Raw genomic sequence first — 23051 nt, 5'->3', positions numbered from 1 at the left:
TCGGGGCGTGGAAGAACCGCTGATCGAACGAATGCGCGTGTACGGCGAGACGATCTTCGCCGAGATGACGCGGCTGGCCACGGAGACCGGGTCGGTCAACCTGGGCCAGGGTTTCCCCGACACGGACGGCCCCCGCTCCCTGCTGGAGGCCGCCTCCCGCAACATCCTGGAGGGCGTCAACCAGTACCCGCCCGGCCCGGGGCGGCCGGAGCTGCGCCGGGCGGTCAGCCGGTACCGGTCGCGCCACTACGGGATCGACCTGGACCCCGACACGGAGGTGTACATCACCGTCGGGGCCACGGCCGGCATCGCCGCCGCACTGCTGGCCCTGGTCGAGCACGGCGACGAGGTCATCGTGTTCGAGCCGATGTACGACTCCTACGCCGCGATGATCACGCTGGCCGGCGGGATCCGCCGCCCGGTCACCCTGCGCCCCGACCCGGTGACCGGCCGGTTCACCTTCGATCCGGACGAGCTGCGCGCCGCCGTGGGGCCCCGGACCCGGATGGTGCTGGTCAACACCCCGCACAACCCGACCGGGACGGTGTTCACCGCGCAGGAGCTGGAGGAGGTCGTGGCGGTGTGCCGCGAGTACGACCTCCTCGCGTTCACCGACGAGGTGTACGAGTTCCTGACCTTCGACGGCAGGCCGCACGTGCCGCTGGCGACCCTGCCCGGAATGCGCGAGCGCACCGTGTCGGTGTCCTCCGTGGGCAAGATGTTCGCGGTCACCGGGTGGAAGACCGGGTGGGTCATGGGCCCCGAACCGCTGGTGACGGCCGTGCGCACGGTCAACCAGTTCCTGACGTTCAGCGCCAACGGCGCCCTCCAGCTCGCCGTCGCCGACGCGATCGACGACGAGGGAGAGTGGATCGCCGCCCAGCGCGCAGCCCTCCAGGGCAAGCGGGACCGCCTGGCCGCCGGGCTGGCGGAGACCGGGTTCGACGTGAGCGCCTCCGAGGGCACCTACTTCGTGATGGCCGACATCCGACCGCTGGGGTACACGAGCGGGGTGGACATCGCCCGCGCCCTGCCCCGCGAGGCGGGGGTGGCGGCGGTCCCGGCGCAGGTGTTCTACGACCGTGAGAAGGAGGGCGAGCACCTGCTGCGCTTCGCCTTCTGCAAGCGCGACGAGGTCCTGGACGAGGCGGTCTCCCGCCTCACCGCCTGGCACCGCCGCGGCGCCTGATAGGAGGAGGGGCCGCCGCACGCCTCACCGTCGGACCCGGTCCCGGGGGGCCCCGCCCCCTCCCGGCGCGGGGGAGGGCGGCGGACACCGCCCCCGGCCCCGGCGGCCCCGGCGGGCCGCCGGCGCCGCTCACCGCCGGGCGTCCATGAGCTCGATGAGGCGCCGTTCGGCGTCCGGGCCCGGGGGCACGCGGGGCAGCCGCCACAGCAGCAGCGCCCCGGCGATCCACCAGGCCAGCACCATCGGCCACTCGTGGGGCCAGCCCAGGGCGGCGGGCATACCAGGCAGGTACAGCGTGAACAGCCCGAACGACAGGACCAGGGCGACCGCCCCCACCGCGGGGCCGGCGGGGGAGCGGAACGGCCGCTCCATGGCGGGCTCCCGGCGGCGCAGTACCAGGAAGCACACCGCCACCGTCATGTACGCGAGCACGATGTTCATCCCGCCCGCGTTGGTCAGCCACACCAGCATGGGGCGGCCGAAGAACGGGGCGACGGCCGACAGCGCCCCGAGGAACAGGACGGCGTTGCCCGGGGTGCGGTACCGGGGGTGCAGGCGGCCGAACCACGCCGGGAGCATCCGGGAGGCGGCCATCGCGTACACCAGCCGGCTGCCGCCGATGAGGAAGGCGTTCCAGCTGGTCAGCAGTCCGGCGATGCCGCCCAGGACCAGCACGTCGCCCATCACCGGGCTGTTCCACATGGCGGCCACCGCGTCCGCCGAGGCCAGCTCGGAGGTCAGCAGGTCCGCGGAGGACAGGCCCGCCCCCGCGGTGAGCATGACCATCGCGTACCAGGCGGTCGCGCACAGAACCGAGACCACCAGCAGCCCGCCCACCAGGCGGTGGGGGATCCTGACCTCGGACGCCGACTGCGGGATCACGTCGAAGCCGACGAACAGGAACGGCACCGCCACCAGGACCGCGAAGACCCCCGGCGCGCCGCCGGTGAACAGGGGTTCCATGTTCTCCACCGAGCCGCCCGCGAAGGACCCGGTGACCATGACGGCGCCGATGCCCAGCAGGAACAGCACCGCGATGGTCTGGAACACGGCCGCGGGCCTGATCCCGACGTAGTTGACGAAGGTCATCACCGCCGCGGCGGCCACGCCGGTGGCGACCAGACTGGCGTACACGTCGTACCCGGCGACGGTCCACAGGTGCCCGACCCCCATGCCGGGGAAGAGGTAGACGAGCGTCTGGGGGACGGCGACCGCCTCGAAGGCGACCACCGACACGTAGCCGAGCACCATCGCCCAGGAGGCGACGAGCGCCCCGTGGGGTCCGATGGCCCGCATGGCGTAGTGGTGCTCGCCTCCGGCCTGGGGCATGGCGGAGACGAGCTCGGCGTAGGTGAGGCCGACGAAGGCCATGATCACCCCGCCGATGACGAAGGCGAGGGCGGCGCCGCCGGGTCCGGCGGCGTTGACGAAGTCGCCGACCAGCACGATCCAGCCGAAGCCGACCATGGCCCCGAACCCGAGGGCGAGGACGTCGCCCCGGCCGAGGACTTTCGCGAAACTCCGGGAGGTGTCGGACATAGGGGGTGTCCCATCGTTCGTGACTGTGGTGGGGGACACCCCAGCACGCGGCTCCGCGGAGGTAAAGGGCCGTTCCGGAGGAATTCCGGCCGGGTTTCATCCACGAAGGCGGACCGGTCGACCACCCGGAGCCACGACGCCCCCGTGACCTGCGGCGCCGTCCCACACCGGAGGACGCCGCGGTGACGATGGCACGGGGCGGCCCCGGTCCGCCCGGACCGGGGCCGCCCCGGCGAGGTCAGGGCCGGTGCTCGAACCAGACCGCGCCCAGCGGCGGCAGCGTCACCTCGGCCGAGAACGGCTGTCCGTGCCAGGGCTGCACCTGCGCCTCCACGTGCGTGGGGGCCGGGTGGTCCGATCCCCCGAACCGGGCCTCGTCGGTGTTCAGCACCGCCGCCCAGCGCCCCTCCCAGGGCAGGCCGATCCGCCACTCCGGGCGCGGCACCGGCGAGAAGTTCACCGCGCACACCAGCGCGGAGCCGTCCTCGCCCCGCCGCACGTACGACAGCGTGTTGCCCTCGCGGTCGCCGCCGTCCAGCCACTGGAACCCGGTCGGGTCGGTGTCCAGCGACCACAGCGCGGGGCGGGGCCGGTACAGGTCGTTGAGCGCCCTGACCAGCCGCTGTGTCCCCGCGTGGTGGTCGTAGCGCAGCAGCCACCAGGGCACCCCGTCCAGGTGCGACCACTCGTCGCCCTGGGCGATCTCCCCGCCCATGAACAGCAGCTGCTTGCCCGGGTGCGACCACATGAACGCCAGCAGCGCCCGCAGGTTCGCCGCCCGCTGCCACTCGTCACCCGGCGGCCGGTTGAACAGCGAGCCCTTGCCGTGCACCACCTCGTCGTGCGACAGCGGCAGCACGTAGTTCTCGCTGTAGGCGTACACCATCGAGAAGGTGACCTCGTCGTGGTGGTACTGCCGGTGGATCGGCTCCTTCTCGACGTACTTCAGGGTGTCGTGCATCCACCCCATGTTCCACTTGAGCCCGAACCCGAGCCCGCCGTGGTCCACCGGCCGGGTCACCCCCGGGTAGGCGGTGGACTCCTCGGCGATCATCACCGCGTGCGGGTTGCGCCGGTACACGACGGTGTTGAGCTCCTTGAGGAAGTCGATCGCCTCCAGGTTCTCCCGGCCGCCGAACACGTTGGGCTCCCACCCGCCGTCCTCGCGCGAGTAGTCCAGGTACAGCATGGACGCCACCGCGTCCACCCGCAGCCCGTCGATGTGGAACTCCTCCAGCCAGTACAGCGCGTTGGCCACGAGGAAGTTGCGCACCTCGGTGCGCCCGTAGTTGAAGATGAGCGTCCCCCAGTCGGGGTGCTCGCCACGGCGCGGGTCCGGGTGCTCGTACAGCGCGGTGCCGTCGAACCGGGCCAGCGCCCACTCGTCCCTGGGGAAGTGCGCGGGCACCCAGTCCAGCAGGACCCCGACCCCGGCCCGGTGCAGCGAGTCCACCAGGTGCCGGAACTCGTCGGGCGACCCGAACCGGGGCGTGGGCGCGTAGTACGACGTGACCTGGTACCCCCAGGACCCGTCGTAGGGGTGCCCGGCGACCGGCAGGAGCTCCACGTGCGTGAAGCCCATGTCCGTGACGTACTCGACGAGCTGCTCGGCCAGCTCGGAGTAGGACAGCCCGGGCCGCCACGACCCCAGGTGCACCTCGTACACGCTCATCGGCGCCCGGTGCGGCTCCACGCCCTTGCGCTCGGCCATCCACTCCTGGTCGCTCCACACGTGCGCCGAGGTCGTGACCACCGAGGCGGTCTCCGGCGGCATCTGGGTGGCCCGCGCCATCGGGTCGGCCTTGTCGCGCCAGTGCCCGTCGGCGCCCAGCACCTGGAACTTGTACAGGGCCCCGTCGCCCACGCCGGGCACGAACAGCTCCCACACACCGGTGCCGCCCAGGCTGCGCATGGGGTGGCCGGTGCCGTTCCACAGGTTGAAGTCGCCGACCAGGCGCACCCCGCGCGCGTTGGGCGCCCAGACCGTGAAGGACGTGCCGGACACCTCGCCCGCCCCGGTCTCCAGGGTGCGGGTGTGCGCGCCCAGTGCCCGCCACAGCTCCTCGTGCCTGCCCTCGCCGATGAGGTGCAGGTCGAGGTCGCCCAGGGTGGGCGTGAACCGGTACGGGTCGGCGACGACGTGCTCGGCACCCTCCTCGTAGCGGGCCGCGACCCGGTAGTCGGCGGGCGAGCCGAGCTTCTTGGCCGGGACCCTGGCGGTGAACACGCCCCGGTGCAGGTGCTCGGTCCGCACCCGCTCCCCGCCGGACAGCTCCAGGTGGACCTCGACGGCGTGCGGCCGCAGCACCCGCACCACGGTGCCCCGGCCCTGGGCGTGCACGCCCAGGACGGAGTGCGGGTCGTGGTGGTGGCCGTCGACCAGGCGGTCGATCTCGGCGAGCAGTTCCGCTTCGGGCCCGGCGGCGCGGGCCGGGGCCGTGCGCGCGGGCGCCTTCCCCGCCGGGGCGGGCTTCGCCCGGCCCTTGGTGGCGGGCGAGGTGCTCGCAGCGGCCTTCTCGCGGCCCTGGGACTTCTTCTCCGGCTTCTCCGCGGCGGCCTTGCGGGTCCGCGACCGGGCGGCGGCCCCGGGCGCGGCCGCCGCCTTGCCGCCGGTCTTCTCGGCGGGCGCGGCCTCGGTCTTCTTCGCCGAGGCCGCCCTGCTCCCGGTCTTCTTCGCGGTCTCCTCATCGGTGGTCGCGCGCGGACGCTGTTCGCTGCGTGGCGAGGACAATGCGGCTCCGTGGTACTCGTTGACAGGGACGGTGGACAGGCAGGGGAGGGGAGAGGGTCGGGCGGCCCGCCGCGGACGGCGGGCCGCCGGTCACCGGGAGATCGGCGGCATGGCGGCCTCCGTGGCGATGGACTCCAGCGGGACCCGGAGCCAGTGCGGACGGTTGCGGGCCTCGTACAGCACCTCGTACACGGCCTTGTCGAACTCGAAGGCCCGCAGCACGGTCAGGTGCTTCTCCGGGTCGGCGCCGCCGCCGTCGGCGTACCCGCGGCAGAACGCCTCGCGGTTGGCCCGGGCCCACGCCCGGGCCGACCACTCCAGTTCCTCGTCGCCGGGGTGGGCGACCAGCAGGTACCCGGCGGCGTAGTCGAAGGAGCGCAGCATCCCGGCCACGTCCCTCAGCGGGCTGGAGGGGCGCCGGCGCTCGGCGACGGAGACGGTGGGCTCGCCCTCGAAGTCGAGCAGCACCCACCCCCCGGACCGGGTGCGGATGACCTGGCCCAGGTGGTAGTCGCCGTGGATGCGCTGTATCGGCAGCGGCTCGTCGACCCGGGCGAAGTCGGCGTAGGCCTCCATCACCCGGGGCGCGTGCTCGGCCAGCTCGGGCACCTCGGCGCTGGCCATGGCCAGCCGCTCCACCATGGCGTCGGCCAGCTCCGCGACGGCCGTCACCGACAGCACGTCCGTGGGCAGGGTCCGGGCCAGGCTGCGGTGCACCTCCGCCGTGGTGCGGCCGAGCAGGGCGGCGTCCCCGGTGAAGGACGTCTCCGCGGCCCGGCCGCCGCCCCGGGTCAGGGCCTCGGCGTCGGCGGTGGCCAGCACCCAGCCGTCCGAGGCGCCGGGGATGTAGTCCTGGAGCATCGCCAGGGTGGTGGGCTCGGCGTACCCGGGCAGGTCCGCCTCGATCCAGCCGCACGGCCGGGCGACGTACGGCGACCCGTGCAGCGCCTGGTTGAGCTCCAGGTCCGGGTTGGGGCCGGGCCACACGCGCCGGAACGTCTTGAGGACGTAGTCCTCGCCGAACACCAGCGACGTGTTGGACTGCTCCCCGGTGAGCAGCCGCCCGACGGAGCCGGTGCGGATCCGCTCGCCGGGCAGGGTGCGGAACCGCACACCCCCGGCCCCGGCCGGGGCCGAGAAGCGTTCCAGCAGCATGGCGGTCAGCCGGGTGTCGTGGGCGGCGTCGTAGATGACCCGCGCCCGGCCGCCGGGCGACTGGCAGACGCCGATGGCGGTGCCCGCCAGGTCCGGGGGCAGGGACCGCGACGGCCGGGAGCCGAGCAGTACCTGGTAGCGGGAGCTGCGGCCGCGCTGTCCGGCGCGGACGACGAGCAGGTTGAGGTCGGGTCCCTCGGGGCCGGCGGACACCAGGGTGTGCCGGCTCTCGATCCGGATCTGTCGGATGGGGATCCCCTTGCCGGAGAACCAGCGCTGCCGGGGCAGCCACACGGCCAGAAGCTCTTCGAGTTGGGACATGTCAGTCGGGCCTGTTCCCCTTCTCACCGGAAGCCGGCATCGTGACCGTGGTGCGGCGGGCGCCGCGCGTGCGGGGGTCGCGCCCGCCCAGCGCGGCCCGGGCACTGACTCCGGCCGCGGGCAGGCCGTAGGTCGGTGCGGTGTCCTCCTCGCCGGCGACGGGGTCGGGGCCGGACGCCGTGGCGGGGGGCAGCTGGAACCAGTAGAAGCCGTGCCCGGGCAGGGTGAGCAGGTACGGCAGCTCGCCGATCCGGGGGAAGCGCACTCCGCCCACGCACTCCACCGGCTCCACCCCGGTGTACCGGGCCAGGTCCAGTTCCACCGGCTGCGGGTGCTTGGACAGGTTGTTGACGCACAGCATGCGGTCGTCCCCGTACTCGCGGATGAACGCGAACACGGCGGGGTTGCTGGCGTCGAGCTCGGTGAACGCGCCGGTGCCGAACACCGGGTGCTTCTTGCGGATCTGGATCATCGTGCGGGTCCACCGGAGCAGGGAGCCGGGGTTGGCGCGCTGGGACTCGACGTTGACCGCCTGGTAGCCGTACACCGGGTCGAGGATGAGCGGGAGGTAGAGCCGGCCGGGGTCGCCGGTGGAGAACCCGGCGTTGCGGTCGCAGTTCCACTGCATGGGCGTGCGCACGGCGTCGCGGTCGCCCAGCCAGATGTTGTCGCCCATGCCGATCTCGTCGCCGTAGTACAGCACCGGCGAGCCGGGCAGGGACAGCAGCAGGGCGGTGAACAGCTCGATCTGGTTGCGGTCGTTGTCCAGCAGGGGCGCGAGCCGCCGGCGGATCCCCACGTTGGCGCGCATGCGGGGTTCCTTGGCGTACTCGGAGTACATGTAGTCGCGCTCCTCGTCGGTGACCATCTCCAGGGTCAGCTCGTCGTGGTTGCGCAGGAAGATCGCCCACTGGCAGTTGGCCGGGATCTCCGGGGTCTGGGCGAGGATCTCCGAGATCGGGTACCGCTGCTCCCGCCGCACCGCCATGAACATGCGGGGCATCAGCGGGAAGTGGAAGTTCATGTGGCACTCGTCGCCACCGGACTCGTGGTCGCCGAAGTAGTCCACGACCTCGGAGGGCCACTGGTTGGCCTCGCTCAGCAGGACCCGGCCGGGGTAGAGCCGGTCCACCTCCGCGCGCACGCGCTTGAGGAACTCGTGCGTCTCCTTGAGGTTCTCGCAGTTGGTGCCCTCGCGCTCGTACAGGTAGGGGACCGCGTCCAGCCGGAAGCCGTCGATTCCCAGGTCCAGCCAGTAGCGCAGGACCTCCAGGATGGCCTCCTGGACGGCCGGGTTCTCGAAGTTGAGGTCGGGCTGGTGGGAGAAGAAGCGGTGCCAGTAGTACTGGCCGCGGACCTCGTCGTAGCTCCAGTTGGACGTCTCGGTGTCGACGAAGATGATCCGGGCGTCCTCGTAGCGCTCCTTGGTGTCGGACCACACGTAGAAGTCGCCGTAGGGGCCGTCGGGGTCCTCGCGGGAGGCCTTGAACCAGGGGTGCTGGTCGCTGGTGTGGTTCATGACCAGGTCGGTGATCACGCGGATGCCGCGCCGGTGCGCCTCGTCCAGCAGCTCCACGAAGTCGGCCGTGGTACCGAACTCGGGAAGGATCTTGAAGTAGTCCGAGATGTCGTAGCCGCCGTCGCGCAGGGGGGACTCGTACATCGGCAGCAGCCAGATGCAGTCGATGCCGAGCCACTGGAGGTAGTCCAGTTTGCGCACCAGTCCGGCGAGGTCGCCGGTGCCGTCGCCGTTGGAGTCGTGGAACCCCCGGGCGAGTACTTCGTAGAAGACGGCGTGCTTGTACCAGTAGGGGTCACCGGTACCGCCCGAGGACATGAGCGGGCCGGTGGCGGCCCCGGTGGCCGGCGCGAGCGGACCGTGCGCGGGGTGTTCGGGGCGGCCCGGTCCGGACTCGTCGTTGCTCATCTACTGCTCCCCACCAATGAATGTTCGACATCGGATCAACGGCTGATCGGGGCATGGGAGGGGCGCCGGCGGACATCGTCCGCAGCGCCCCCGCCACGTCCCGGGCCGTCATCTGCCGTTGACGGTGAACACGTGCGCGGGCCCCTGTGCGGGGTCGAGCCGGACGTAGTTGGCCGCCCCCCAGGTGTAGGAGGCGCCGGTCAGTTCGTCGGTCACCTTGAGTTCCTCCTCCCACGCACGGCCGATGGACGGCAGGTCCAGGTGCACCGTCGCCTCCCGGGCGAGGTGCGGGTCGAGGTTGACGACCGCGATGACCACGTCGTCGGGGTCGCCGGGCCGTTCGCCGGGGCGGCGCTTGGAGAAGCAGAGGATCTCCGGCCCGTCCACGCGGTGGAACCGCAGGTTGCGCAGCTCGCGCAGGGCCGGGTGGTCCCGGCGCAGGCGGTTGAGCCGGGTGATGAGGCCGGAGATGCTCCGCCCCTCGGCCTCGGCCGCGGCCCAGTCGCGGGGGCGGTACTGGTACTTCTCCGAGTTCAGGTACTCCTCGCTGCCGGGCCGCACGGGGGTGTTCTCGCACAGCTCGTAGCCGGAGTAGATGCCCCAGGTGGGGGAGAGCAGGGCCGCCAGGACGGCGCGGACCTCGAAGGCGGCGCGGCCGCCCTCCTGGAGGTAGGCGTGGAGGATGTCCGGGGTGTTGGCGAAGAAGTTGGGGCGCAGGTAGTGGGCGGTCTCCCGGCTCAGCTCGGTGAGGTAGTCGGTGAGCTCGTCCCTGCTGTTGCGCCAGGTGAAGTAGGTGTAGGACTGGTGGAACCCGACCTTGGCCAGGGTCCGCATCATGGCGGGGCGGGTGAACGCCTCGGCCAGGAACAGCACGTCCGGGTGCTTCCTGGCGACGTCGGCCAGCAGCTTCTCCCAGAACGCCACCGGCTTGGTGTGCGGGTTGTCGACCCGGAAGATGCGCACCCCGTGGTCGATCCAGTGCTGGACGACGCGGCGGATCTCCTTGTACAGGCCCGGGAAGTCGTTGTCGAAGTCGAGCGGGTAGATGTCCTGGTACTTCTTGGGCGGGTTCTCGGCGTAGGCGATGGACCCGTCGGCCCGGGTGGTGAACCACTCGGGGTGCTCGGCGACCCACGGGTGGTCGGGGGAGCACTGCAGCGCCAGGTCCAGGGCGATCTCCAGGCCGTGCCCGTGCGCCTCGGCGACGAAGGCGTCGAAGTCGGCGAGGGTGCCCAGGTCCGGGTGGACGGCGTCGTGGCCCCCGTCGGCCGACCCGATGGCCCACACCGACCCGGGCTCGCCCGGGCCGGCGGTGAGGGCGTTGTTCGCACCCTTGCGGTGGGCGTGCCCGACCGGGTGGATCGGCGGCAGGTACACCACGTCGAAGCCCATCTCGGCGATGGCGGGCAGCCGCTTGGCCGCTGTGGCGAAGGTGCCGGAGACCTCCATGCCGGGGGCGGTGTCCACCTGGGCGCCCTCGGAACGCGGGAAGAACTCGTACCAGGAGCCGAACAGGGCGCGCTCGCGGTGCACGACCACGCGGGTGCGCGGCGAGCGGGTGACGAGTTCGCGCAGCGGCTCGTCGTGCATGAGGGCGAGCACCTCGGGGGTGATCGCGGCCGCGTAGCGCTCGGCCGGGGTCGCGTCGGTGTCGCGCAGGGCGGCGGCGGCCCGGGCCAGCAGCGGTCTGCGGGGGACGCGGCGGGCGGCCCGCGACAGCAGCCGGGCGCCCTCCTCCAGGACGATGTCGGTGTCCTGGTCCAGGGGGAGCTTGACCTGTGCGACGTGGTGCCAGGTCGCGAAGGGGTCGCTCCAGGCCTCGATGGCGAAGGACCACTTCCCCTGTTCGGGGAGCGAGATCTCCGCCTCGTAGCGGTCGGTCCCGGGTGCGCGCTCGCTCATGCGGACGAGGCGTTCCCGGCGGCCCTTGGGCGAATAGACGACCACGCCCGCGGCGAGCGAGTCGTGCCCTTCGCGGATGACGGTCGCGCCGACGGTGAAGTGTTCACCGGGGACCGCTTTCACCGGGCCGAGATCGTTGTCCGGAGAGATGTCGAGGATGGGCAGGCGTCCGATCACTGGCTACACCGTAATTGTCGTGGTTCGGGCGTTTTCTGGAGGCGCTTTGGCTCTCGGGAGATGGAAATAACCCAGAGTTAATCCAAGGCAAGACGGAGTTAACGAAGTGCCCGGATCGGATTCTGTCCGGATTGCGGCTTCGGTGCCCTCCGCTCTCTATCGTCTGCCCTCTCGTGTGGTTTAGCGGAGTGCCAGCGCCGGATAATTTGTGTGATCCTCATCACACTAGGCGTTCGGGCTTCTGGCTGGTATTTGCCTGGTTTCACCTGGGTAAACCTCGCAAATCGGTCAGAAGGCGACAGGTGTTTCGGGTGTCTCTCTGGTTCTTCTGACATTGTCTGTGGTGAAAAGTCGGAAAACTCATCGGTCATGTTGCGGGGCGGTGTCGGCTGGGTAGGGATGACCGAATGTCCGGAGGGGGCGCCCGACCTTATTGCGGACATGCCGGTGTGTCGGAATCATCTCCCGGGGTCTGCTTGCCCGAGATTTTGCCCTTCGTTGCAGTACGGGCCCCGGCGCGGCGTGGTTGCGTCTTGATGTCGAGGAATTGAAATGCCCGTTTCGTTGAGCTGTGCACTTGGCGTGAGACATGTCCGATCTGCGGGCTTTGCCATGGATTGATGAAGCTTTTCGGTGACACGCCAGATCTCATACCGAACATGACGGTCCGTCCCTGCGAGGGTGGTCGGTGCAGCAGTGCCCCGTCCGTGCCCGTGCACGGACGGGGGCCACACGGCGTAGGGGGGCGACGTGGCGGAGCCGAAACGGAAGGACCGGCCCGGAGCGAAACGCAGGACGATCCTGAGGCTGGCGGGAACAGGCGCACTCGCGGGACTGCTGACCGCGGCTCTGGTCATGCCCTGGGCCGGCGGCCTGGGACTGGCCGCCCGCGACGCCGCGTCCGGGTTCATGGCCCTGCCCGCCGACCTGGAGATCTCCCGCCTGGCCGAGCGGGTCCTCATCACCGACGTCGACCACCGGCCCATCGCCGAGGTCGCCCGGCGCGAGCGCGACGTCGTCGACCTCGACGACATCAGCCCCTGGGTCCCGGCCGCCCTCATGGCCATCGAGGACGAGCGGTTCTACGAGCACTCCGGACTGGACCTGCGCGGTCTGCTGCGCGCCGCCATGCGCACCGCCCGGGGCGACACCCAGGGCGGCTCGACCATCACCCAGCAGTACGTCAAGAACCTGCTCATCGAACAGGCCACCGACGAGGAGGGGGTGCGGCGCGCCAGCGAGCGGACCCTCGTGCGCAAGCTCGTCGAGCTGCGCTACGCCATGGACGTCGAGGACCGCCTGTCCAAGGACGAGATCATGGAGGGCTACCTCAACCTCGCCTACTTCGGGGCGGGAGCCCACGGGATCGAGATCGCGGCCCGCCGCTACTTCTCGACCACCGCGGACGAGCTGGACCCCGGCCAGGCGGCCACCCTCGTCGGCCTGGTGCGCGCCCCCTCCTACTACGACCCGCTGACCAACCCCGAGGCCGCCCGGGAGCGGCGCGACCTGGTGCTCGGGCGCATGGTCGACACCGGGCACCTGGACGAGGAGGAGGCCGCCGGGTACCTCGGGGCCGACCTGCGGCTGGACCCCACCCCGCGCGGCGGCAGCTGCTACCACAGCGAGCAGCCGTTCTTCTGCGACTACGTGATGCGCTGGCTCCAGGAGTCCGACGAGCTGTCCGAGGACCCCGCCGAACGCGCCTTCCTGCTGGAGCGCGGAGGCATCACCGTGCGCACCACCTTGGACTCGGAGATGCAGGAGGCAGCCCAGGAGGCCATCGACGCCCGCGTGCCGCCGGAGGAGACCACCAAGTTCGCCGCCCAGGTGCTGGTGGAGCCCGGCACCGGCAAGGTCCGGGCGATGGCCCAGAACATGCGGTACGGGTTCGACGGGGAGGAGACCGGGACGACCTCCATCAACCTGGCCGTCGACCACGCCGACGGGGGCTCGCTCGGGTACCAGGCCGGATCCACGTTCAAGACGTTCACCCTGGCCGCCGCCCTGGACAAGGGGCTGAAGTACGGGACCAGCTTCAACTCGCCCAAGTCCGTGTCCGTGAGCGGGCTGAGGAACTGCGACGGCGGCGTGATGTCGAGCTGGGACGTGCGCAACGCCGGTGAGAGCGACGAGGGCTCGCACAACATGATCAGCGCAACCAAGGGGTCGGTGAACACCTACTTCGCCCAGCTCCAGAGGCGGGTGGGCCTGTGCGAGACCTCCAGGATGGCCGAGCGGGTCGGCGTCCACCGCGCCGACGGCGAGCCGCTGGGGGTGTGGAGCTCCTTCACGCTGGGCGACCAGGAGGTCTCCCCGCTCACCGTCGCCAACGCCTACGCCACCTTCGCCGCCCGCGGCACCTACTGCGAGCCCCGCCCGGTGTCCTCGGTGACCGTCGGCCAGGAGGGCGACGAGGACTTCCGCGAGATCCGGATGCGCTCGCACTGCGAGGAGGAGGCGGTGCCGGTCCACGTGGCCGACGGGGTCAACCACCTGCTCCAGCAGACCTTCAAGGGCGGCACCGCCAACGGGCTGGGCCTCGGCCGCCCGGCCGCGGGCAAGACCGGCACCACGGACAACGCCGCCTACGCCTGGTTCGCCGGGTACACGCCCAACCTGGCCTCGGCCGTGGTGGTCGGCGACATCCGGGGCGGGGAGGAGAACCCGCTCCAGGGGGTGAGGATCGGCGGCCGGTACTACGGGATCGTCTACGGCGGCACGCTGCCGGGGCCGATCTGGCAGGCCACCATGCGCAAGGCCGCGTCCGACCTGCCCGAGGAGTCCTTCGCACCGTCCCCGTCCCGCTTCGGCAACCCGTCGGCGGGCCCGCCCAAGAAGAAGGAGGACGAGGACGCCTGACCGGGCGGGCCGGCGCCCGCGGGCCGGGGTGCGGGGCCCTCCGTCCGCGGGCCCCCGCCCCGTCCCGGGCCCCGGGCGGGCCGGGCCGCTTTCGCCGGCGGCCCGCCGGGAGGGCCCGCACCGGACCCGGCGGGAGGGGGCCGCCGGGTCCGGTGCCGGTCCACGCGGCGTTCCGGGTGGTGAGACGGAACACCGCAGGGCTGGTCTTTTCTGTCATATGGCGCATAATGGGTGCGAACCGACAGGGGAGCGCGTGAGCGCTGAGAGTGCGGCCCGACCGCAGACCCTTACACACCTGATCCGGGTAATGCCGGCGAAGGAAGTCGTGGGAACCGCCACCGGTGGCGCGTCTCGCGCACCGGAGGTCGCCTTCCGGTGCGCCGTGCCCCGGTGCCGCTCTTGGCCGTATCCGCCCCTCGTCACACCGACGAAGGGACACAAGACATGGGCACCGACACCACCTCCGGTGGTACCTGGGCCGACATCAAGTCGCGGGCACGCGGCTGGCGCACCGTCGACATCGTCGTCGCCGCCGTGCTGGGCGTCGCCGTCGGCGTCGTCTTCTGGCTCTGGAACATCGTCTGGTCGGTCACCACACCGCTGTTCGCCGGTTTCCCGCCCGCGCAGGCCGCCGTCTACGGCATGTGGCTGATCTCCGGCGTGCTGGGCGGCCTCATCATCCGCAGGCCGGGCGCCGCCCTGCTGACCTCCGTCGCCGCCGCCTCGGTGTCGGCGGTCCTGGGCACCCAGTGGGGGATCATGGTCATCCTCGACGGCACCCTCCAGGGCATCCTGCCCGAGCTGGTCTTCCTGGCCTTCGGCTACCGCCGCTGGGGCATGGGCGTCGCGGTCCTGGCCGCCGCCGTCGCCGGGATCTCCCCGGCCATCCGCGACAACATCGCCTACAACGTCACCTGGCCGCTGCACTACCAGGTGATCTACGGGGTCATCGTCGTCATCAGCGCAGCGCTCATCGCCGGGGTCGGGGCGCGCCTGCTCACCACCGCCCTGGCCCGCGCCGGCGCCCTGGCCCCCTTCGCCTCGGCCAAGGGCTGACCGTGGCCGACCGAGGACGTCCCGGCGCGCGCGTCGAACTCTCCGGCTGGGGATGGCGGCACGCGGGGCGGGACACGCACACCCTGCGCGGGGTCGACCTGACGATCGACCCCGGCGAACGGGTGCTGCTGCTGGGCGCCTCCGGCACCGGCAAGTCGACGCTGCTGCACGCCCTGGCCGGCCTGACCGGCGACGACGGTGCGATCGGCGGCGACGAGGAGGGCCTGCTCCTGGTGGACGGGGAGCAGGCCCGCCGGGGCCGGGCCGGAGCCGCCCTGGTCGCCCAGGACCCCGAGTCGCAGATCGTCATGGCCCGGGCCGGGGACGACGTCGCCTTCGGCCCGGAGAACCTGGGCGTGCCGCCCCAGGAGATCCGCGAACGGGTGCACGAGGCGCTGGAGGCCGTCGGGTTCCCCTACGGCCCGCGCCACCCCACCGGCGCGCTGTCGGGCGGGGAGAAGCAGCGCCTCGTCATCGCGGGGGCGCTGGCCATGCGCCCGCGCCTGCTGCTGCTCGACGAGCCCACCGCCAACCTCGACCCGGCCGGGGCCGCTCTGGTGCGCGGCGTGCTCGACCGCCTTCTGGAGCGCGGAAGCGCCACGATGGTGCTGGTCGAGCACCGGGTCGCCGAGGTCGTGGACCTCGTGGACCGGGTCGTCGTGCTGGAGGCCGGGGGCGGGGTGATCGCCGACGGGGCACCGGAGGCCGTGTTCGCCGCGCACGGCGCCGCCCTGGCCGCCCGCGGCGTGTGGGTGCCCGGGCACGAGCCCGCGCCCCGCCCGGGCTCCGCCCCCGGCGGACCGGTCCTGCTGGAGGCGCGCGGACTGGCCGCCCGAACCCCGCCCGGGCTGGGCGTGCGCGCCGCGCCCCGGAGGACCGTGCTGGAGGACGTGGACGTGGCGGTGCGGGCCGGGACCGCCACCGCGCTGACCGGGCCCAACGGCGCCGGGAAGTCCACCCTGCTCACCCTGCTGGCCGGGCTGGCCGGACCGCACCGGGGCGCGGTGCTGCCGCACGGCCCGCTGGCCGGGGCCGACCGGCGGCCGCTGGCGCGCTGGCCCGCCCGCAGGCTGGCCCGGCACGTGGGCACCGTGTTCCAGCACGCCGAGGACCAGTTCGTCACCGGTTCCGTCCGCGACGAACTGCGCTTCGCCCCGCTGCGCGCCGGCCTGGGCGAGGCCGACACGGAGGCGTGGGTGGAGGAGCTGCTGGAGCGCCTGCGGTTGACGGCGCTGGCGGACGTGCACCCGTACACGCTCTCCGGCGGGGAGAAACGGCGGCTTTCGGTCGCCACCGCCCTGAGTTCCGGGCCCTCGCACGCCCCTGACGTGCTGGTCCTGGACGAGCCGACCTTCGGACAGGACACCCGCACCTGGACCGAGCTGGTGGAGCTGCTCGGCGAGCTGAGGGCGGAGGGGCGCGCCGTCGTCATGGCCACCCACGACGAGCCCCTGCTGCGCCACCTGGCCGACGTGCGGATCCGGGTCGCCGACGGGCGGGCCGAGGAGACGGGCCGCACCGCGGCGGAAGGAGGTGCCCGTGGCCGGGCATGACCGGGCGCCCGTCGCGGACGCCCTCACCCTGGACCTGCCGGACGACGGCGGCGCCCGGTACTGGCTGACCCGCTTCAACCCCGCCGCCAAACTCCTGGCCGCCCTCGCCCTGGGCCTGGGGCTGGTCCCGGCGGTGGACGCCGTGACGGGCGGCGTGGTGCTGCTGGGCGTGCTGGCCCTGGTGCCGTTCAGCGGCCTGGACCGGCGCACCCTGCTGGTCCTGGGCGGGCCGTTCCTCCTCATGGGCCTGTCCACGGGGATCGTCAACTACCTCTACGGCGAGGAGGGGCTGGAGGGCGCCGTGGGCGCGGCGGTGCGCCTGCTGGCGATCGCCCTGCCCGGCCTGCTCGCCGCCGCCGGGAGCGACCCCACCGACATGGCCGACGGCCTGGTCCAGCGGCTGAGGGTGCCCGAGCGCCCCGCCATGGGCGTGCTGGCCGCACTGCGGCTGGTCCCGCTGCTCGCCGACCAGTGGCGCACCGTCACCCTGGCCCGGCGGGCCCGCGGGCTGGAGGCGGGGCGCAACCCGGTGCGGATGGTGTCGCTGTTCTTCGGGAGGATGTTCGCCCTGCTGGTGCGGGCCATCCGCACGGGGACGCTCATGGCCACCGCCATGGACGCCCGCGCGTTCGGCACCGGGCCGCGCAGCCACGCCCGGCGCAGCCGCTGGCGCACCGCCGACACGCTGCTGCCGGTCGGCGCGCTCGTGCTGCTGGCGGCGGCCTACACGCTGTCCGCGCGGCTGGGCACCCTGGTCCTGCTCTTCTCCTGACCCGGGTGATAAGAATCCGGGGACAGTGACGTCGACGAAGGAAGAGGTGGGGCACGTGGCCGAGTTCGTGCGCGTGGAGACCGATCCCGAGCACCCCGCGGTCGCCGTGATCCGGCTGGACCGGCCCAAGGTGAACGCGCTCAACGCGGTGCTCACCGCCGAGATCGCCGAGGCCGCCGCGCAGGTCGCCGCCGACCCGGCGGCCCGCGCCGTCGTGGTCTACGGCGGCGAGCGGTTCTTCGTGGCGGGGGCCGACATCAAGGAGATGGCCGAGCGCACCCACGCGGAGATGCTGGAGTACGCCCGCGACCTCCAGCGCGCGCTGACCGCCGTGGCCCGCATCCCCAAGCCGGTGGTCGCGGCCGTCACCGGCTACGCCCTGGGCGGCGGCCTGGAGCTGGCGCTGGCCGCCGACTTCCGGGTGGTGGGGAGCAGGGCCAAGCTGGGCGTCCCCGAGATCCAGCTCGGCGTGATCCCCGGCGCCGGCGGCACCCAGCGGCTGCCCCGGCTCGTCGGCCCGGCCCGCGCCAAGGAGATGATCTTCAGCGGCCGCCACGTGGACGCCGCCGAGGCGAAGGAGATCGGCCTGGCGGACGCCGTCGTCGCCGACGAGGACGTCTACGCCGAGGCGGTGGCCTTCGTGGCCCGCTTCGCCGACGGCCCCGCGGTGGCGCTGGCCGCCGCCAAGGAGGCCGTGGACCGCGGCATGGAGACCGACCTGGAGACCGGGCTGGAGATCGAGCGCCTGCACTTCGCCGGGCTGTTCGCCACCGAGGACCAGAAGGCCGGCATGCGGAGCTTCATCGAGCACGGCCCCGGCAAGGCGACCTTCCACGGCCGCTGACACCCCGGTCGGACGCCCCGGCGCCCGGGTACGGGGTGCCCCGCGGCCCGGGTCGCGGTGGCCGTGGGAGCGGTGCGCGGGACGGGATGGGTGGGACGGGTACGCCGGGACCGAAACACCCATCCCGAAGACCGAAACCGGCCAGTTCGGGCAGGCCGGTGGGAACCGCCCGCCCGGATTTTCCGTCATACTCGGAGGTGGTCGTTCGATGAGGGACCGATCGCCGGAGCCCCCAGATCTCCCGGTGGCGCCGAACAGACCACAAGGCCCCGTCGGGGCCAGTACAAGCCAATGGTGACCCATCCCCCCGGCCGATAAGCTGGACGTGGCGGTATGCGGTCTTTTGAGGGGATGAGTACTCGATGGCAATGTCGGCAGGTTTCCCCATGGGTGAGGAGCTGCCGGAGCGCATCGGCCACTACGTGATCCGCCGCCGCATCGGATCGGGCGGCATGGGCGTGGTGTACCAGGCCGAAGATCCCCGGACCCAGCAGTTCGTCGCGGTGAAGGTCCTCAAGCCCGAGGTCGCCGGCGACCGCATCGCCCGCGCCCGGCTCGCCCGCGAGGTCGAGACGATGCGCCGGGTGCAGAGCCCCAACGTCGCCGAGGTCATCGACGCCAACACCGACGCCGAGCTCCCCTGGGTGGTCACCGAGTACATCCCCGGCCCCACCCTGGACGCCACCGTCACCGACCACGGGCCGCTGCGCGGCCGCGCGCTCACCCGGTTCATCACCGGCCTGGCGCGGGCGATCAAGGACATCCACGAGGTCGACGTCATCCACCGCGACCTCAAGCCGGGCAACGTCATCATCTCCAACGGCGAGCCCATCGTCATCGACTTCGGCATCGCACACGCCGTCGACGGCGCCAAGCTCACCCAGACCGGTACCTTCGTCGGCACGCCCAGCTACCTCTCCCCGGAGGTCATCGAGGGCACCGCGCTGGGTCCGGCCACCGACATCCACGCCTGGGGCGGCACCGTCGCCTTCGCCTCCACCGGCCGCCCGCCCTACGGCGCGGGCGCCTTCGAGGTGATCTTCTTCCGCATCCTCAACGGCGAGATCGACATGGACGGGATGCACGAGGCGCTGCGGCCCCTGGTCTCCCGCGCCGTCTCCCGCGACATGCGCCGCCGTCCCACCGCCGCCGAACTGGTGGAGGAGGCCGGGCGGCTCAACCTCGACCTGCCCTGGACCGAGGACCCCGGTTCCAAGTCCACCGGGCTGACCGGCAGCCACACCGTCTACCACGCGCAGGTGCCCGGCGCCGACTCCGGTTCGGGCGGCCGCCCCGCGGCCGACCTGGGCGGCGGCGCGGGTGCGGCGGGCGGCTCCGGCGGATCCGGCGCGGGCGCGGCCCTGGGCGGAGCCGCACTGGGCGGTGCGGCCGGGTACCTGGCCAGCCGGATGACGCACGGCGGGGGCGGCGCCCCCGACCCCACGGCGAGCGCCTGGTCCGCCCCGGGCGACCAGCGCCGGGAGTCGCGTTCGGAGTCGGTCGGCTGGAACGGCGACGACGCCACCGACGACCTCTCGGGCGGCCGCTCCGGCGGCTGGGAGGACGAGGCCACCGACGACCTGGGCGGGATCGGCACCGAGCGGATCGCGCCCGGCCGCTTCGACGACCACGCCGACCGGGGCACCGAGCGGATCGCCCCCGGCGGGGCGGACGACCTGGACGACCCCCAGGGCACCATGCGGATCAACCCCCTCGACGACGACGCGGGCACGCAGCGCTTCACCCCCGTGCCGGCGGACGACGACCAGGGCACCAGGCGCATCGACCCCGTCGACCCGCAGGGGACCATGCGGATCGACCCCGTCGACTCCGGCGGCGGCGACCCGCAGGGCACGATGATGCTCGACCCGCGCGACGTGGCCCGGGGCGGCGAGCGCTCCCCCCTCGACTACGAGGAGCCGGAGGGGCAGCGCGGGGCGCCGCAGACCCAGTTCTTCAACACGCCGCTGCACAAGGGCGACTTCTCCGACATCCTCACCCCCGTCGACGGGGACGGGCGGAGCAACCACACACAGCAGTTCGACGAGGACGACTACGAGGAGCAGGGCGGCTGGCTGGACCGCTTCCGGCGGGGCGGCAACGACCGGATGGGCGGCTACTTCCGGGGCGACAGCGAGACCGGCGAGTACGACGAGTACGACTCCCTCTACGAGGACGAGGAGTACGAGGAGCGGGTCTACCGGATGCACCCGCTGGTGCTCATCCCGGTGGTGCTGGCGCTGGCCGGGCTGGGCATGGTCTTCCCGTGGATCGGCATCCTGCTGGGCATCCTGGTGATCGCCGGGCTCAGTGCGCTGGACGTGGTCAAGGCCGAGCACGCCAAGCGGCTCCAGACGCGCGGGCCGCGCAACTCCGACAGCGTGGTGGTGGCGCTCAGCTTCCCGTGGGCGTTCGGGCGGATGCTGCTGCGCACCGTCGGGTTCGGCCTGGTGTACCTGGTGGCGGGCATCCTCGTGGGCCTGGTCTACGCCCAGCTCGTGGACACCGGGAACGAGGGGCCCAACTACATCGGCGGGTTCGCGGTCTTCGTGACGATGCTGCTCAGCTACCTGATGCCCAGCGGCCGCCAGGCCCGGCACCAGGCCGTGTGGCTGGTGGAGCGGGTCCGGTTCCGCAACCTGTACCTGTACATCGGCGTGATCGTCGCCGTGGTGCTGCTGGCGATGCTCATCCTGTCGTTCGGCTTCGGCTCCGCGCCGGACTGGCGGCTGGGCCCGCTCCAGGGTCCGGCCGACTGGTTCAACGGCGAGTAGGCGGCGGGCCGCGCACCGGGCGCCCGCGCCCCTTCGGGGGCGGGGCGCCCGCGGCGTTTCCGGGGGCCCGGGCCGCGGTGCCGGTCCGCCTCCGGGATGAACGGCGGAATGTTCCCCGTTACAGGGACGGTGCGGCGGCAGGTCCGGACCGCACGGTGGCTAAGGTGTGAGAAGGGCCTCCGGCCCCGGGGGCGCACGGCCCGGACGACCGGTGGATCGCCTGATGGCGGCACGGGTCCGGCCCGCGCTATCAGTAGGGGTTAGGGTTTCCTAAGTAAAAACGGGGGCTGTGGGTTGGCCTTCATGCTACTAGCCAGTAACATCTGGACTATGAGCACACCGCGGGACCGATCGACCGGAAAGACCGGCCCCGCCGTCGGATGACCGAACGGCATTCGGCATTGTTGGCAGTACGGGGCGCGCCAGCGTCCGGCCGCCGCACGGCGGATCATGGAGTGCAGGGAGGTCGGCCACCGGCCATGAATATTGTCGTTTTGGTCAAGCAGGTCCCGGACACGGCGACCGAACGGAAGCTCAACCCCGCGGACAACACGCTGGACCGCGCAGCGTCCGACGGCGTCGTCAACGAGCTCGACGAGTACGCGATCGAGGAAGCGCTCCTCCTCAAGGAGAAGCACGGCGGCGAGGTCACCATCCTGACGATGGGGCCGGACCAGGCCACGGACTCGATCCGCAAGGCCCTGTCCATGGGCGCCGACAAGGCCGTCTTCGTCAACGACGACGCCCTCCACGGCTCGGACTCGCTCCAGACCGCCTACGCGCTCGCGCAGGCCCTGGGCACCATGGAGTTCGACCTCGTGGTCCTGGGCTCGGAGTCCACCGACGCCCGTACCGGCGTCGTCGGCGCCGCGCTCGCCGAGTACCTCGGCCTGCCCCAGCTCACGCTGGCCGGCAAGGTCGACATCGACGGCGGCGCCGTCAAGATCCAGCGGCAGACCGACTACGGCTACGACGTCGTCGAGGCCCGGCTGCCCGCCGTCGTCTCCGTGGTGGAGAAGATCAACGAGCCGCGCTACCCGTCCTTCAAGCTGATCATGCAGGCGAAGAAGAAGCCGGTGGACAAGAAGTCCGCGGCCGACGCCGGCATCGACACCGCCAAGGTCGGACTGGCCAACGCCACCACCGAGACCGTCGACTTCGCCGCCGCGCCTCCGCGCGCCGCGGGCACGATCGTCAAGGACGAGGGCGACGGCGGCGCGAAGATCGCCGACTTCCTCGCCGAGAAGAAGTTCGTGTAGGCCAGGCGAGAGACTCAGGAAGGTTCAAGGATTATGGCTGAGGTCCTCGTCCTCGTCGACCACGTCGACGGACAGGTCAAGAAGGTCACCACCGAGCTGCTGACCGCCGCGCGCCGCATCGGCGAGCCCGCCGCGGTCTGGGTCGGCGAGGGGGTGGAGTCGGGCAAGGCCGCGCTGGCCGAGTTCGGCGCCGAGAAGGTCTACGTCGCTCCGGCCGAGCTCAACGACTACGTCGTCGCGCCCAAGGCCGAGCTGCTCGCCAAGCTCGCCCAGGACAAGGGCGCCGCCGCCATCCTCGTCTCGGCCACCGCCGAGAACAAGGAGATCGCCGGCCGCACCGCCGTCAAGCTGGGCTCCGGCGTGCTCACCGACGTGGTCGACGTCAACGCCGACCTGGTCGCCGAGCACAGTATCTTCGGCGGTGCCACCGTCACCCACGCCCGCGTCCGGACCGGTGTCCCGGTCATCGCGGTCCGCCCGAACTCCGTCCCGGCCGAGGCCGCCGCCGGCGCCGCCGCCGAGGAGGCGGTCTCCGTCGAGCTGTCGGACGCCGCCAGGACCGCCAAGGTCGTCGAGCGCGTCGTCCAGGAGCAGGGCGAGCGCCCCGAGCTCAGCGAGGCCGCCATCGTGGTCTCCGGCGGCCGCGGCGTGGGCTCCGACGACTTCTCCGTCGTCGAGGGCCTGGCGGACTCGCTGGGTGCCGCCGTCGGCGCCTCCCGCGCCGCCGTCGACTCCGGCTGGTACCCGAACCAGTTCCAGGTCGGCCAGACCGGTAAGACGGTCAGCCCGAACCTGTACATCGCCCTGGGCATCTCCGGCGCGATCCAGCACCGGGCCGGCATGCAGACCTCGAAGAACATCGTCGCGGTCAACAAGGACCCCGAGGCTCCGATCTTCGAGCTGGCCGACTTCGGTGTCGTGGGCGACCTGCACACCGTCGCCCCGCAGCTGACCGAGGAGATCAAGAAGCGCAAGTAGCCGCAGGCGGTA

Annotated in this window: 14 protein-coding genes and 1 riboswitch; of the genes, 9 read left to right on the top strand and 5 right to left on the bottom strand. The window is 72.3% G+C overall.

Translation table 11 applies throughout. From position 1 onward, the window contains the following. The first annotated feature begins 31 nt into the window (after positions 1–31). On the top strand, positions 32–1189 hold the full coding sequence (locus ACSUPR_RS10885; RefSeq protein WP_436891961.1) for a pyridoxal phosphate-dependent aminotransferase: 1158 nt from the start codon (positions 32–34) through the stop codon (positions 1187–1189). A gap of 129 nt (positions 1190–1318) precedes the next feature. Here ACSUPR_RS10885 and ACSUPR_RS10880 read toward each other — a convergent pair whose 3' ends face one another. From ACSUPR_RS10880 to ACSUPR_RS10860, 5 genes are all read right to left on the bottom strand, one after another. Continuing rightward, positions 1319–2728, bottom strand: a complete 1410-nt coding sequence (locus tag ACSUPR_RS10880; RefSeq protein WP_436891026.1) for an APC family permease — start codon at positions 2726–2728, stop codon at positions 1319–1321. Positions 2729–2966: 238 nt separating this feature from the next. Next, positions 2967–5132: a 1,4-alpha-glucan branching protein GlgB gene (gene glgB / locus ACSUPR_RS10875; RefSeq protein WP_436891960.1), complete on the bottom strand. Its 2166-nt coding sequence runs from the start codon at positions 5130–5132 to the stop codon at positions 2967–2969. Between the two features lie 417 nt (positions 5133–5549). Beyond that, complete coding sequence (locus ACSUPR_RS10870) at positions 5550–6935, bottom strand: maltokinase N-terminal cap-like domain-containing protein (protein WP_436891025.1); 1386 nt, start codon at positions 6933–6935, stop codon at positions 5550–5552. A gap of 1 nt (position 6936) precedes the next feature. After that, positions 6937–8862, bottom strand: coding sequence for a maltose alpha-D-glucosyltransferase (gene treS / locus ACSUPR_RS10865; RefSeq protein WP_436891024.1), 1926 nt, complete (start codon positions 8860–8862; stop codon positions 6937–6939). Positions 8863–8970: 108 nt separating this feature from the next. Then, on the bottom strand, positions 8971–10941 hold the full coding sequence (locus ACSUPR_RS10860; protein WP_436891023.1) for a maltotransferase domain-containing protein: 1971 nt from the start codon (positions 10939–10941) through the stop codon (positions 8971–8973). A 750-nt stretch (positions 10942–11691) separates the two neighbouring features. On the opposite strand from ACSUPR_RS10860, the gene ACSUPR_RS10855 reads away from it, so the two are divergent. From ACSUPR_RS10855 to ACSUPR_RS10820, 8 genes are all read left to right on the top strand, one after another. Beyond that, on the top strand, positions 11692–13803 hold the full coding sequence (locus ACSUPR_RS10855; RefSeq protein WP_436891022.1) for a transglycosylase domain-containing protein: 2112 nt from the start codon (positions 11692–11694) through the stop codon (positions 13801–13803). A gap of 233 nt (positions 13804–14036) precedes the next feature. Then, positions 14037–14142: riboswitch (TPP riboswitch) on the top strand. Between the two features lie 105 nt (positions 14143–14247). Beyond that, complete coding sequence (locus ACSUPR_RS10850; protein WP_436891021.1) at positions 14248–14859, top strand: ECF transporter S component; 612 nt, start codon at positions 14248–14250, stop codon at positions 14857–14859. A 2-nt stretch (positions 14860–14861) separates the two neighbouring features. Next, a complete protein-coding gene (locus ACSUPR_RS10845; RefSeq protein ID WP_436891020.1) occupies positions 14862–16412 on the top strand; it encodes an ABC transporter ATP-binding protein in 1551 nt (516 codons plus the stop codon). Beyond that, the gene (locus ACSUPR_RS10840; protein ID WP_436891019.1) at positions 16399–17184 is read left to right on the top strand and encodes an energy-coupling factor transporter transmembrane component T family protein; all 786 of its coding nucleotides are present in this window, start codon (positions 16399–16401) and stop codon (positions 17182–17184) included. Before ACSUPR_RS10845 ends, ACSUPR_RS10840 begins: the two co-directional genes overlap by 14 nt. A gap of 55 nt (positions 17185–17239) precedes the next feature. Continuing rightward, positions 17240–18028 (top strand): enoyl-CoA hydratase/isomerase family protein, encoded by a 789-nt coding sequence (locus tag ACSUPR_RS10835; protein ID WP_436891959.1) that lies wholly within the window; start codon positions 17240–17242, stop codon positions 18026–18028. A gap of 386 nt (positions 18029–18414) precedes the next feature. Next, the gene (locus ACSUPR_RS10830; RefSeq protein ID WP_436891018.1) at positions 18415–20802 is read left to right on the top strand and encodes a protein kinase domain-containing protein; all 2388 of its coding nucleotides are present in this window, start codon (positions 18415–18417) and stop codon (positions 20800–20802) included. Positions 20803–21281: 479 nt separating this feature from the next. Continuing rightward, complete coding sequence (locus ACSUPR_RS10825) at positions 21282–22061, top strand: electron transfer flavoprotein subunit beta/FixA family protein (protein WP_436891017.1); 780 nt, start codon at positions 21282–21284, stop codon at positions 22059–22061. Between the two features lie 33 nt (positions 22062–22094). Next, a complete protein-coding gene (locus ACSUPR_RS10820; protein WP_436891016.1) occupies positions 22095–23039 on the top strand; it encodes an electron transfer flavoprotein subunit alpha/FixB family protein in 945 nt (314 codons plus the stop codon). Positions 23040–23051: the final 12 nt, after the last annotated feature.

The organism is Nocardiopsis dassonvillei (genome assembly GCF_964273065.1).
Classification (GTDB): Bacteria; Actinomycetota; Actinomycetes; order Streptosporangiales; family Streptosporangiaceae; genus Nocardiopsis; species Nocardiopsis dassonvillei_B.
The sequence above is the reverse complement of the archived record's forward strand: the minus strand, read 5'-3'. Positions and strand labels throughout refer to the sequence as shown.

Bases quoted from the DNA above. Each gene is read 5' to 3' on its own strand.
- ACSUPR_RS10885 (WP_436891961.1), top strand. From the start codon at position 32: ATGCGCGTGTACGGCGAGACGATCTTCGCCGAGATGACGCGGCTGGCC.
- ACSUPR_RS10880 (WP_436891026.1), bottom strand. From the start codon at position 2,728: ATGTCCGACACCTCCCGGAGTTTCGCGAAAGTCCTCGGCCGGGGCGAC.
- ACSUPR_RS10870 (WP_436891025.1), bottom strand. From the start codon at position 6,935: ATGTCCCAACTCGAAGAGCTTCTGGCCGTGTGGCTGCCCCGGCAGCGC.
- treS (WP_436891024.1), bottom strand. From the start codon at position 8,862: ATGAGCAACGACGAGTCCGGACCGGGCCGCCCCGAACACCCCGCGCAC.
- ACSUPR_RS10850 (WP_436891021.1), top strand. From the start codon at position 14,248: ATGGGCACCGACACCACCTCCGGTGGTACCTGGGCCGACATCAAGTCG.
- ACSUPR_RS10830 (WP_436891018.1), top strand. From the start codon at position 18,415: ATGGGTGAGGAGCTGCCGGAGCGCATCGGCCACTACGTGATCCGCCGC.
- ACSUPR_RS10825 (WP_436891017.1), top strand. From the start codon at position 21,282: ATGAATATTGTCGTTTTGGTCAAGCAGGTCCCGGACACGGCGACCGAA.
- ACSUPR_RS10820 (WP_436891016.1), top strand. From the start codon at position 22,095: ATGGCTGAGGTCCTCGTCCTCGTCGACCACGTCGACGGACAGGTCAAG.